The following is a 12,314-nucleotide window of genomic DNA, read 5'->3' on the forward strand; positions in this document are numbered from 1 at the left end:
CGGTGGCACACACGACGGTGCGTGCCACCGCTTCACCATGCCGTCGTTGACAGGCCGACCTCCATATGAGAGCGGCTGCGCCGCACGTGCACGGAAACTCGACCTCTGCTACGAGCTTCTGCTCACGTGCGGCGAAGCCGCTCTAATCGTGCGGAACGACGATCACCGGCACCGGGGCGGCACGCAGAATCTTCGCCGCACTGGAACCGAGAAACACCCGCTTGGGAGTGGCCAATCGACTCGAGCCGAGGAACAGCACATCGCCCGGCTTCCAATCGAGGTTGCCCATGGCCTCGTCCAGCGACGATCCATCGGCGACGATCGACTCCAGACCGTCGATATCGGGGAGAGTGCGTACGGCGAGCTCGAGATTGTCCTGCGCCGCAGCGACCTGTCGTCGACGCGTATCCAGTGAGGTCTCGTCACTCGGGGCCCCGGTCGGCTCTAGCGAGACCAGCGACACCAAGCGCACCGGCACGTGTGCCGCACTGGCAATAGTGATCGCGAACGGCAACGGATTCGGGGCAGAGGCCCGGGTGGGGACGGCGACGGTGAGGTCGGTGATCGGTGCGTTCGAGAGCCGGTAGCCCCGAGGTGCGAGTGCCAGCGGAACTTCGGAGGCGTGCAGGAGCTGGCCGGCAACCGAACCGACGGAATGCCGATTCAGCAAGCCGTCGCCGGCTCCGCCGACGACGATCATGTCGGCATCGGTCTGCACCGCGAAGTCGATCAGGGCACGGGCGAACGACTCGTGCGAGAGCACGTGTGTGGTCACCTCGATGCCCGACGGCACCTGGGCGGCCGCGTCGGCCACCCAGCCCTCGGCCTTGGCCGCGAGAACTTTTCGATACGGCCCACTGCCTTCCATGACCGGTTCGTCCACGGCCATGACCAGCACGATGTCGATGGACGCGTCGAGGGCGCGGGCGAGGGCGGTGGCCAGGGCTACGCCGTCGTCGCCGCTGGGGGTGGCGAGATAGCCGACGGTGATCTTCATGAGTTTTCGGTCCTTCTCTTCTAGTAAGTGTCCGGAACCTTGACTTCGGTGGACGCGGTGAGTGTCTTGCCCTGGAAGAAGTCCTTGTTGCCCACGAAGCACAGCAGCATGAGCGGAATTCCGAGTACCAGCATGCCGACGCCGAGGACGAACACACCGCCGATCGGACCGTAGACGGTGTAACCGTAGTCGGGCTTGATCATGTCGACCGCGCTCTGCACGAACGCCCACGTCATCGACAGTCCGCCGAGGAGCGGAAAGATGCCGCGCATGAACAGGTTTCGGACGGACGAGAAGAGCGTGCGACGGAAATACCAGGTGCACGCGTACGCGGTGATGCCGTAGTAGAACGCGACCGCGAGCCCGAGTGATGCCACCGAATCCTGCAGCGCGTTGGCGCTGACGAAAGTAAGCACCAGATAGAACATCAGCGCCGCGGCACCCATCACGAGCGTGCCGAAGCCGGGCGTCATGTACTTGGGGTGCACGCTGGCGAACCGCTTGGGGATCGCTTCGTACACGGCCATCGACAGTGTTCCGCGGGCCGTGGGCAGGATGGTCGTCTGCGTCGAGGACAGTGCCGAGATGGAGACGGTCAGCAGTAGGAGCGACGCGACGATCGAACCGGCGACCGGATCGCCGAGAATGGTGAGCACATCGTCGACGTTGTCCGGGTTGTTCAGGCCGATGCCGGTGTCGCCGAACCCGGCGAACGACTGCACGGCGTATCCGACGAGTACGTAGGTGGCCACGAGAATGAGCGTGGTGATCACCGCGGCGCGTCCCGGAGTCTTCTCCGAATCCTTCGTTTCCTCGCCGACGGCAAGGCAGGCGTCCCACCCCCAATAGATGAAGATGCACAGGATGATGGCCTGGGCCGCGTCGGACATCGTCACTCCGGTGGGTACCAACCAGCTCCACTGGGGCGTGATGGCCTGCGGTCCTGCGGTCCCGGTACCCACCTTGACCAGAGCAGTCACCGACACTCCGATGAGCACCCCGAACTGCACGACCAGCAACACGTTCTGCATGCGTTCGCTGATGAGGATGCCGCGAAAACTGACATAGGTCATCGAGACGATGAAGAACGAACCGAGGGCGACCTTGGCCGCGGTCGACTCCGCCAACCCGGACAGTCCCAGGAATTCGAACAGATAGATGGCGGCGATCTCGGCGACGTTGGCCAGCACGATGATCGCCGAGACGGCCAGCCCCCACCCGGCCATCCAACCGACCCAGGGCCCGAATGCCTTGGTACCCCAGGTGAACGAGGTGCCGCAGTCCGGTGTGTCACGCCCGAGTTCGCGGTAGGCGAAGGCGGTGAGCAGCATCGGAACGAAGGCGATGAGGAACATCGAAGGCGCTTTGTCGCCGACGGCCAGAACCACGTAACCGAGGGTCGCGGCGAGGCTGTAGGCCGGGGCCACCGCCGACAAGCCGATGACGATGTTGCCGACCAGCCCGAGAGCGCCGGTGTTGAGTCCTTTACCCGGAAGGGTGTTCGGCGGTTCCACAGTGGACATAGATCTCTCCGAGGTTCGAGACGACCGAGGACGTCGGAGGGGACCCGACAGAATCGGCCGCGCGTGTGTGCTGAACACTACGATTTCCGTCGCAGATCCGCTGTGTATCGACGGAATTGTTTTCATCGGAGTAACAATGCAACGAAATAGGTCGCAGAAGTGGCGAAGATCGGGGGAATCCGCGGACTCGCCGAGTGGTGACGACAGACGCGCGTGCGTGCGAGCCGCACGCTACCGTCGTCACATGAGCACCGCGGAGAACACTCAGTCCTCGATCGGTGGCAGTGCGCCACTCGATCTCGCGTCGATCAGGACAGCTCCCAAGGCGTTGCTGCACGATCACCTCGACGGCGGACTCCGCCCGCAGACAGTGTTGGAACTGGCCGACGAATGCGGCTACGGCGATCTTCCCGCCACCGACGGCGCGGCATTGGGCGAGTGGTTCCGCGACGCCGCGGACAGCGGCTCGCTCGTGCGGTACCTCGAGACGTTCGCGCACACCGTTGCCGTGATGCAGACTCCCGAAGGACTGTTCCGGGTGGCGCGCGAATGCGCCGAGGATCTGGCCGACGACGGCGTCGTGTACGCCGAGGTGCGCTTCGCGCCGGAACAGCACCTCGAGCGCGGACTGACTCTCGACGAGGTCGTCACCCATACGCTCGCCGGCTTCGAGGCAGGGATCTCCGCGGCCAAGGTGCGCGGCAAGAACATCACGATCGGCACCTTGCTCACCGCGATGCGGCACGCGGCGCGTTCGCGGGAGATCGCCGAACTGACGGTCCGGTTCCGTGACCGCGGCGTCGTGGGCTTCGACATCGCCGGTGCCGAAGCGGGCTTCCCTCCCAGTCGTCACCTCGACGCCTTCGAATACATGCGAGCGAGCAACGCGCACTTCACCATTCACGCGGGAGAGGCGTTCGGTCTGCCGTCGATCCAGGAAGCAGTGGCGTTCTGCGGCACCGACAGGCTCGGTCACGGGGTTCGGATCACCGACGACATCACCACCGACGCCGGCGGCACACCCGAGCTCGGCCTGCTCGCCGCCTACGTCCGCGACACACGGATGCCCCTGGAACTGTGCCCGAGCTCGAACGTCCAAACCGGTGCCGTCGAGTCGTTGGCGACCCACCCGTTCGATCTGCTTGCCCGATTGCGATTCCGGGTCACCGTCAACACCGACAACCGCTTGATGAGCGATACGTCGATGAGTCGAGAGATGGTCAAGCTCGTCGAGACGTTCGGTTACGGGTGGAGTGACCTCGAGCGATTCACCATCAACGCGATGAAGTCGGCGTTCCTGCCGTTCGACGAGCGGCTGGCGCTGATCGACGACGTCATCAAGCCGGGGTACGCGGTGCTGATCGGCTGATCGACCAGACCCGGGGGCCGGCTACTTCTTGCGCAGTCGACTCTCGAACTCGCGCTCGAGGGCGCGCCACGCTTCGGCCTCGACGTCGAACGGTGCGCTCGGCGCGAGCCGGTCGGGACTGGGCTCGAGAGCGTACGAGACGTACCAACCCAGTGGCGTGGACGTGGCGAGTGCTTCGTCGACGGAAGCGTCACCGGCGAAATCTGCGGCGTCGGTGAACAATTCGACGGCCAGATCCAACTGTTCGACGTCCACTGCGGTGGGCCCTTCGGCGAGATCGTCGGCCAGGCCGGGCAGGACGTACACGTTGTCGTCGGTGATCTCGATGTCGAGGGAGCCGTCGATGGCTGCGGTCTGAACATCGGAGTAGGTGCTGACCTGTGCCAGATCGTGATCGTGATCGTCGGCCAGGTAACGGGCCAACGAACGCTCGGAACCGAAGACGCTGATGGCACCGCCGCGACCGAGGAACACCGGCTTGTCGCCGAGGTAGCACCGCAGAGTGTAGAGCGTGTCGTCCGAGGTGATGATGCGAATCGGGTCGATTCCGACAGTGGTCCAGAACGTATCTTCGGCCGCGGCTGCGGCGATCGGATCGCGATCCACCTCGGCGGAGTCGTCATCGTCTTCGTCGTCGTCGTCCGAATCGGAGTCGATGTCGTCCGTGACGTCATCGGCGTCGACGGCGTTCTCAGCGGCTGCGGTGATCTCGGCTTCGGCGACGGCAACGGCAGCGGAGTCGACATCGGGGGAGGTGACGATGGAGTCGACCGCGTCGAGCACGTCGTCCCAGTGCTTGGCGACCGCTGCACCGATGCGGTCCCACAGTTCACCGCCCTCGCGACCGAGGAAGTTCTCGACGCCTCCGCCGACTGCCCCGACGAAAGGGTTGGATCCGAAAAAGCTTGTGACCGGGCGCAGTTCGCAGACATCGCCGATCGAGGAGACGATGTCGAAGGTGGCCTGCAGTTCGGCGAGAACGTCGGCTTCGGGATCGGAGGCCACCAACTCCGGCACGGCGACCAGATCGAAGCGGTGCAGATCGTCGGGCTCGAGTTCGTGTGCGGCGAGTGCGGAGACCACCTTCCACGACGGATGGTCGACGAGGTCGTTGTCGTCGTCGGACCTGACGAATGCCGCGAGCTCCGCGACGGTCGAGAATCCGTACAGGTCTTCCTCGTGTCCGAGGAATGCCTCCCACTCGTCGTCGCCTTCTCGCCACTCCGGTGCCCACAGTGTCGAGAAGTCACCGGCGGTGAGACCGAGTTCGATCGGGATGATGTCTCCAGCCATGGCGCGAAGCCTATCTCAGGAGTCTGTGAACGAACCCTGCAGACTTTGCAGGATCGCCTCGCGCTGGTCGAGCGCCGCACGTGCAGCGTCGGCAGCGACGACGGTGATCGTCGACGCGAGTGCATGAGCGGCAACCGATCCGAGGTTCTCGGCGAGTTCGAGCTCGACCAGGGCGCCGGACCCATCGACGACGACGGTCACCAGATCGTCCGGCGAGGTGAGTCGAATTCTGATGCGGTCCAATCGCTCGTGCGTTTCGCGAAGTGCGTCCAGCCGGTGCTGGGCGCTGCCGACCAGAGCGTCGAGTTCGGTGGTGTGGGCGTGGGTCATACCTGCTTCAACCAACTCGTGGGTGCGGAGTCCCCTGCGAGATGCTCGTTCGCCTCGGCGGCGACTCGGGCACGGGTGGGCAGACCGAGACGATTCAGAACATCGGAGGGAACGCCGTCCTCGGCGAGGAGGGTGCGGCGCTGAGCTCGTGCGGCCGCACTCGCCCGTAGACAGTGCTCGAGAATCGTCGACGCCAAAGCGCCTCCGCCGTAGCGCAGTTCGCGTTCGTCGATCGCGATCCCGATCGGCAGTCCGTGTTCGGTGGCGCGCACCGTCACCGATCCCGATCGTGTTCCCGATACGGCGCTGACGACGGTGATGTCCGAGTCCGTCACTGGCCGGCCCTTCATTCGGTCGGACGGTAGAAGCCCTTGAAGCCCATACCGCTGTTGGTCGTTCTGATCGGCCCCACCTGCACCGGGTCGCCTGCCTCGACGAGCTGACCGTTGCCGATCACCATGGCCACGTGTCCGTCCCAGACGGCGAGGTCACCGGGCATCACCTCACCCGGTGCCACGGCGGAGCCGATGTCCTGTTCCTGTGCCAGACGCGGAATCTCGACGCCCTGCTGTGCGTACGCCCACTGGGTCAATCCGCTGCAGTCGAGTCCGCTGCCCGGCGTGGTGCCGCCCCACGCGTAGGGCACGCCCTGTTGGGTCAGTGCGCTACGGACGGCACCTGCGGCTTCGGCGTTGGGTGCGGTGACGGTACTGCCGTCCGGTAGCCGGATCTCGACTCCCCGGCCGGTGCTGTCGGGGGTTCGGTAGGGATCGGTGCCCGGATTGCCCAGGTAGTTGTGGGCACCGCCGTTGCTCGGTGACTCGGCTCCGGCGGCAGGGGAGGAGACGGACTGCGCGAACGTCTTCGCCAGCTTCTCGCCTGCTTCGATCACCTGTGATGTCGCGGGCGAGGTCATGAGATTCGAGGGTGAGCCGGGGGACGATGTCGGTCCGCCGCCGACGGGGCCGGGAACTGTCGGGGGAGCGGCCAGTTCGCCGACTTTCGCGGTGTGGACGGCCAACTCGCCCCGCACGCGCGCCACGACCACGAGCGCTCGTTCGAGGTGTTCGATGGCCGCCGTGATCAGCATGGTCTGCCCCGGCGGGGTGGCGATGATCGGTCCGGCCGACAGTGCGATTCCCACGAACGAGTGCACGATCGACTGCAGTTCGAGAAAGCCTCGATTGGTGTCGCGGCAGGCCTGGTCGACCACGGCAGCGATGTCGTCGGCGTGGTCGGCGAGGGCAAGTGCGCTCGTATGAGCGTTCTCGGCGTACCGAATGGCCGCGTCGGCGGCGTCACCGTTCCAGTTCGCCGCGAGCTCGGTGATCGCGACCCTGCCGATTCCCTGCGCCGCCTCGATCGCTGCCGAGGACACGCGCAGTACGTCGGCCGGACCGCCGGTGGGGAGCGCCCCGTTCCCGAAGGCTCCGAGCAGATCGACGATGGGACGGGCCAGCAGATCGATCATCGGCGCTTACCGCTCGTCCTGTGCGATACCGGCGGCCGAGGCCGCGGTGGTATCAGCGGCCGAGGCCGCAAGGGTTGCGCCGGTGCCGGCATCGGTGAGGGCGTACGACACCGCGGATGCGGTGGCCGCGGAACCGATGCTCGCCACCGTGCTCGCCAGGCGCACGACGGCGTCGGTGTGCGCCAGATGGGTGCCGGTGACCGCACCGAGAAACTCCTGTCCGATCAGACCGAAGACCGGAGCCAGCACCGCGGGGCCGCACGCGGCGGCGGCAGCACTTGCCGCGGCGATCTGCTCGGCCATGGTCGACGCCACCGCACCGTACGCGAGGACCCCCTCGGTTTCGACGACGAGCTCGGCCATCAGTGCCCCCTGAGAATGCGATCGATTCACGGTCGCCGAGTGCGACGCCCAATTGGTTCGACGCGGGTACGTGCCATTCGGTTCCCCCGAGTTGCCGTTCGCGTCCTGCCGCCCAGGTCCTATCCTTGTCGGCATGGAAACACACGTGGTCGATCACCCACTGGCCGCAGCCCTGCTCACCACGATGCGGGACGAGCGCAGCGACAATGCCACGTTCCGGTCGGCTCTGCGTCAGCTCACTCACATGCTGGTCTACGAGGCCACTCGCGACGCTGCGATCGACACCTTCGAGGTACGCACGCCCGTCGCGGTCACCGAGGGCACCAGGCTGGCGCGACCGCCGTTGCTGGTCCCGGTTCTGCGCGCAGGCCTCGGCATGGTCGAGAAGGCAAGCAGCCTCATTCCGCAGTCCCGCGTCGGTTTCGTCGGAATGGCCCGAGACGAGGAAACTCACCAGCCCGTCCCGTACATGGAATCCCTTCCCGACGACCTGTCGCAGACGCCCGTCTACGTGCTGGACCCGATGCTCGCCACCGGCGGATCCATGGTCCACACGATCGAACTGCTCGTCGGCCGCGGTGCGGCGGACGTGACCGCCATCTGCGTCGTGGCCGCTCCCGAAGGAGTTGCCGCGCTCGAAGCCTCGGGACTACCGGTGCGACTGGTGGCAGCGAGCATCGACGACGGCCTCAACGACAACGCCTTCATCGTTCCAGGCCTCGGTGACGCGGGCGATCGTCAGTTCGGTCCGCGCTGACTCCCTCTGTCGCAGGTCGATTGGTTCTCGGTGTCTCCTGGCCATCGGAGGCGTCACCTGCACCGCGACCGAGATTGCGGGTGCTCGACGTCGACACCGAGCAGATCGAGTTCCACGAACTGGTCGGCCGCAGGCTCGGTTTCCGTGCGCCGGGTGCTTCGACCGATCGGTACTGCACCGGGCGCATGGCATTTCGGGCCGACGGCCCGCCGCGCTACGTGCCGTGCCCCGGTCGGGAGCGGGCCGTCGCGTCGGGACAGTGCGCGACGTGCGCCGACAAGGACAGCTTTCGATTCGTGCACACCGTGCATCGCAGCGGATTCGTCTCGCGCGATCTGGAAAAACATGTGATGCAACCGCATTGGCTGTACCTTGCGGCGTTCGCCAACGGCACCTTCAAGATCGGGACGGCGGCGGACACGCGCAAATGGGGTCGGCTCGCCGAGCAGGGTGCCATCTGCGCGCAGTACGTCGCCCATGCCGACGACGGCAAGGCCGTCCGGGTGGCCGAGGACCTCGTGACCGAATCGATGGGGCTACGGCAGGCCGTGCGGTCCGCGGCGAAAGCCGCGTCGCTGTGTCTGCCGATCGACGTGGACAGGCTCGAGGCCGCCGTCGCCGTCCGGGCCCAGCAGGTCCGCGAGATGCTGACCGAGGCCGGCGTCGCCGGCTGCACCCCGATCGACGAACCATGGGTCCCGCCCGCAGGCCGGGAGGCGTTGAGCGAGAAGGTCAGCCGCGTCGCCTACCCCGCGGATGTCGCAACCGGTTCCCACGGACTCGAGATCAGGACATGCGTCGGGCAGGCGGTGATCGCGACCGTCGACGACGAGACCTACGTCGCGGATCTTGCGCCGTTGAAGGGTCGGCGAATCGAACTCGGGGCCTTCACGTCCGATCTGCCTGCGGTGCAGTCGGCGCTGTTCTGACGTTCGGGTCGTCGACGCCTAGAGGTGCTGGGCGAAGTCGGTCAGTTCGGCCAGGATCTCGGCTGCCGCCGCCCGCGCTCTCGGCAGGTCCTCGGGGCCGTCGACGTGCTCGATCACTTCGAGGTAGGCCTTGAGTTTGGGTTCGGTGCCGGACGGCCGCACGATCACCCGCAGCCCCGACCCGCTGATCTCGACTGCGTCGGTGCGTAATTCGTCGTCGCGCTGGGCGTAGTCCAGGACGTTGACCGTCCGGCCGGCCAGTTCCGTCGGCGGTGCGCTGCGCAACCGGTGCATCATGTTCCCGATGTCGGCGAGGTCCGCGACCCGCCGCGAGACCTGCGCACCCAGGTGAACCCCGAACTCGACGGCGAGGTCGTCGAGTACGTCGAGCAGGGTGCGACGATCCTGCTTCAGGCCGGCGGCCAGATCTGCGAGCACCACCGCGGCCGAAATACCGTCCTTGTCGCGCACCACGTTCGGATCCACACAGTGCCCGATGGCCTCCTCGTAGGCGTACACCAGGCCCTCGCCCGCGCGGACGAGCCATTTGAATCCGGTCAGGGTGCGGGCATAGCGAGCGCCGCGCGCCGGAGCGAGCGCCGAGAGCAGTTGCGACGAGACGATCGTGTTGGCCACCAACGAGTCGGCGGGCGCATCGGCGAGGAGATGGTTCGCGAGCAGGGCCCCGGTCTCGTCGCCGGTCAGCATGCGCCACCCGCTGTCCGTCGGCACCCCGACCGCACAACGATCGGCATCGGGGTCGAGGGCAATTGCGATATCGGCGTCGATCTCCGCCGCCAGCGCGAGCACGGCGTCTGCCGCTCCTGGCTCCTCGGGGTTGGGAAACGTGACGGTCGGAAACGCAGGATCGGGCTCGAACTGCTCCTCGACCACCCGGATATCGCGGAACCCCGCACCACGTAGTGCTGCCATCGCAAGTTCACCGCCGACGCCGTGTAGGGGAGTCAATGCGATGCGGATGTCGCGACCCCTCGAACGAGGCAGTGCGACAACGGAATCGAGATATCGAGCCGCGATGTCGAAGCCGCCGGGCTGCACGATCACGCGCGGAATCTCGATCGCGTCGGGAGTGGCCTCGATGAGCGCTTCGATCTGGGCGTCGCTCGGCGGGATCAGTTGCGAGCCGCCGCGGAGATACACCTTGTACCCGTTGTCCGCAGCGGGATTGTGCGACGCGGTGATCTGCACGCCGAGCTCGGCATCGAGTGCCCGCACCGCGAAGGCGACGACGGGGGTCGGGAGCGGCCGAGGCAGCATCACCACCGAAAAGCCCTGGGCGGAGAAGGTTTCGGCGGCCGCGAAGGCGAACTGTTCGGAGCCGTTCCTGGCGTCGCGACCGACCACGACGGTGGACCCACCCAGACCGTTCTCGATCAACCAGGCTGCGATGCCGGCCGAGGTTTTCGTCACCACCGCCACATTCATCCCGTTCGGTCCCGCGCGCACCGGGCTACGAAGACCTGCGGTACCGAACGTCAGGGGTCCGCTGAACCTGTCGGCGAGTTCGGCCTCGGGCAGGCCGTCGAGTTCTTCGCGAGCAGCGGGGTCGGGATCGCCTGCGATCCATCGTCGTACTCGCTCGGTGAGATCCTCGGTCACAGGCGGGAGACCAACTCGTGCAACAGCGATCCCATGCGGGCAGCGGACTCCTTGCCTGCAGCGAGTACTTCGGTGTGATTCAGGTGCTCACCGGTCATTCCGGCCGCGAGATTGGTCACCAGCGAGATGCCCAGGACGTGTGCGCCTTTCGCTCGCGCGGCAATCGTCTCGTGCACGGTCGACATCCCCACGAGGTCTGCACCGAGTGTGCGCAGCATTCTGATCTCGGCGGGCGTTTCGTAGTGCGGACCGGGCAGGCCGGCATAGACACCGTCTTCGAGCGACGGATCGATGTCGGCCGCAAGGGCCCGAAGTTCGGGGGAGTACGCGTCGACCAGATCGACGAACTCCGCCCCGACGAGGGGCGAACGAGCCGTCAGATTGAGGTGGTCCGAGATCAGCATGGGCTGTCCGACGCTCATGCCGTCCCGGATACCGCCTGCAGCGTTGGTCAGCACGACGGTCGTGGCACCTGCCGCGATCGCGGTTCGCACCGGATGCACGACGCGTCGCAGGTCGTGCCCCTCGTAGGCATGCGTGCGTCCCTGCAGCAGCAGTGTGTGGGTGCCGCCGACGTCCACCGAGGTGATGGTGCCGGAGTGGCCCGACGCCGACGGTGGCGCGAACCCGGGCAGGTCGGCCATGCGCACGGTCGCGGTGGGGGAGCCGAAGACGTCGGCTGCCGCCTGCCATCCGGAACCGAGAACGATGGCCACGGTGTGGGTGTCGACTCCGGTTGCTGCGGCGAGTGCGTCGGCGGCGGTGCGCGCGGCACCCTCGGGATCGGTCACTGGGTCGGTCGCATGTGCGTCGGTGGTTGCCACGATGAACAACAGTAGGAGATCGACGCCACGGATGTGCGACCGGCGGAAGTTACTGTTGGGTAGTATCCGCTGCATGCCTTATCTCGAACGCGACGGTGACGTCCACATCCTGTTCCTCGGTGCCCAGAACGGGGCGGACAATCCCGAGAATCGGTTCCATCCGGACTGGATCGACGCCACCCATGCGTTGCTCGACGAGGTCGAGGCCTCGACCGGTCCGGCGGCGCTGGTCACCACGTCGGCGGGCAAGTTCTACAGCAACGGCCTCGACACCGACTGGCTGTTCGCCAACCTGGACAAGATCACCTGGTATCTCGACCGCGTGCACACTCTCTACACCCGGTTGCTCGCTTTTCCGATGGCCACCGTCGCTGCTGTTCAGGGCCACGCCTTCGGCGCAGGCGCGATGTTCGCCACCTCCCACGACTTCCGCATCCAACGCGTCGATCGCGGCTTCTACTGCCTGCCCGAGGTGAACCTGAACATGCCGTTCACCGTCGGAATGTCTGCTCTGATCAACTCCCGGCTGCCCAAGCAGACCGCCGTCGAGGCGATGACGACCGGTCGCCGGTACGGCGGTGCCGACGCCGTGGCTGCCGGAATCGTCGAGGCGACGGCGGCGGAGGAGTCGCTGGTGTCCGACGCGGTCGCCAAGGCCGCCGCACTGACGAGCACCCGGGGTGCCAACCTGGCCGGCATCAAGGCTCGCATGCACGTGGATCTGCTCGCCGCGCTGAACACCGCGACCGACGACAGCAACTTCAGCTTCGGGAAGTAGTCACTCGGCACAGCTGTTCCGACAGTCGGTCGCGCTAGTGACACACTGTCTCTCGTGATC

13 protein-coding genes are annotated in these 12,314 nt (G+C 66.3%); 4 read left to right on the top strand and 9 right to left on the bottom strand.

Features of this window, described 5'->3' with window-relative positions; translation table 11 throughout:
* Positions 1-142: 142 nt before the first annotated feature.
* Together R3P95_RS00005 and R3P95_RS00010 are read right to left on the bottom strand one after the other, a co-directional pair.
* Entirely contained in the window at positions 143-997 is an 855-nt protein-coding gene (locus tag R3P95_RS00005; protein WP_317547063.1) for a universal stress protein, read from the bottom strand.
* 20 nt (positions 998-1,017) lie between these two features.
* Positions 1,018-2,520 (bottom strand): APC family permease, encoded by a 1,503-nt coding sequence (locus R3P95_RS00010; RefSeq protein ID WP_283347089.1) that lies wholly within the window; start codon positions 2,518-2,520, stop codon positions 1,018-1,020.
* A gap of 244 nt (positions 2,521-2,764) precedes the next feature.
* Between R3P95_RS00010 and R3P95_RS00015 the strand changes: the two genes are divergently transcribed.
* The gene (locus tag R3P95_RS00015) at positions 2,765-3,889 is read left to right on the top strand and encodes an adenosine deaminase (RefSeq protein ID WP_283347088.1); all 1,125 of its coding nucleotides are present in this window, start codon (positions 2,765-2,767) and stop codon (positions 3,887-3,889) included.
* A 21-nt stretch (positions 3,890-3,910) separates the two neighbouring features.
* Here R3P95_RS00015 and R3P95_RS00020 read toward each other — a convergent pair whose 3' ends face one another.
* The 5 genes from R3P95_RS00020 to R3P95_RS00040 are packed head-to-tail and all read right to left on the bottom strand — an operon-like array spanning position 3,911 to position 7,346.
* Positions 3,911-5,182 (bottom strand): primosomal protein, encoded by a 1,272-nt coding sequence (locus R3P95_RS00020; RefSeq protein WP_317547064.1) that lies wholly within the window; start codon positions 5,180-5,182, stop codon positions 3,911-3,913.
* A 15-nt stretch (positions 5,183-5,197) separates the two neighbouring features.
* Entirely contained in the window at positions 5,198-5,512 is a 315-nt protein-coding gene (locus tag R3P95_RS00025) for a YbaB/EbfC family nucleoid-associated protein (RefSeq protein WP_094639011.1), read from the bottom strand.
* The gene (locus R3P95_RS00030; RefSeq protein ID WP_317547065.1) at positions 5,509-5,862 is read right to left on the bottom strand and encodes a hypothetical protein; all 354 of its coding nucleotides are present in this window, start codon (positions 5,860-5,862) and stop codon (positions 5,509-5,511) included. The genes R3P95_RS00025 and R3P95_RS00030 overlap by 4 nt, the downstream gene beginning before the upstream one ends.
* Entirely contained in the window at positions 5,859-6,983 is a 1,125-nt protein-coding gene (locus tag R3P95_RS00035) for a C40 family peptidase (RefSeq protein ID WP_317547066.1), read from the bottom strand. The genes R3P95_RS00030 and R3P95_RS00035 overlap by 4 nt, the downstream gene beginning before the upstream one ends.
* 6 nt (positions 6,984-6,989) lie before the next feature.
* A complete protein-coding gene (locus R3P95_RS00040) occupies positions 6,990-7,346 on the bottom strand; it encodes a type VII secretion target (protein WP_269593462.1) in 357 nt (118 codons plus the stop codon).
* A gap of 133 nt (positions 7,347-7,479) precedes the next feature.
* Here R3P95_RS00040 and upp point away from each other — a divergent pair, with 133 nt between their 5' ends.
* Together upp and R3P95_RS00050 are read left to right on the top strand one after the other, a co-directional pair.
* Complete coding sequence (gene upp / locus R3P95_RS00045) at positions 7,480-8,103, top strand: uracil phosphoribosyltransferase (protein WP_037188128.1); 624 nt, start codon at positions 7,480-7,482, stop codon at positions 8,101-8,103.
* An 80-nt stretch (positions 8,104-8,183) separates the two neighbouring features.
* Positions 8,184-9,032, top strand: coding sequence for a DUF2797 domain-containing protein (locus tag R3P95_RS00050; protein WP_317547067.1), 849 nt, complete (start codon positions 8,184-8,186; stop codon positions 9,030-9,032).
* Between the two features lie 18 nt (positions 9,033-9,050).
* Here R3P95_RS00050 and R3P95_RS00055 read toward each other — a convergent pair whose 3' ends face one another.
* Together R3P95_RS00055 and R3P95_RS00060 are read right to left on the bottom strand one after the other, a co-directional pair.
* On the bottom strand, positions 9,051-10,652 hold the full coding sequence (locus R3P95_RS00055) for a phospho-sugar mutase (RefSeq protein ID WP_317547068.1): 1,602 nt from the start codon (positions 10,650-10,652) through the stop codon (positions 9,051-9,053).
* The gene (locus R3P95_RS00060) at positions 10,649-11,551 is read right to left on the bottom strand and encodes a purine-nucleoside phosphorylase (protein ID WP_394855362.1); all 903 of its coding nucleotides are present in this window, start codon (positions 11,549-11,551) and stop codon (positions 10,649-10,651) included. The genes R3P95_RS00055 and R3P95_RS00060 overlap by 4 nt, the downstream gene beginning before the upstream one ends.
* Here R3P95_RS00060 and R3P95_RS00065 point away from each other — a divergent pair.
* Positions 11,550-12,254, top strand: a complete 705-nt coding sequence (locus tag R3P95_RS00065; RefSeq protein WP_068051643.1) for an enoyl-CoA hydratase/isomerase family protein — start codon at positions 11,550-11,552, stop codon at positions 12,252-12,254. The genes R3P95_RS00060 and R3P95_RS00065 overlap by 2 nt on opposite strands.
* The last annotated feature ends 60 nt before the right edge of the window (positions 12,255-12,314 follow it).

It is taken from the genome of Rhodococcus cercidiphylli (genome assembly GCF_033042225.1).
Taxonomy (GTDB): Bacteria; Actinomycetota; Actinomycetes; order Mycobacteriales; family Mycobacteriaceae; genus Rhodococcoides.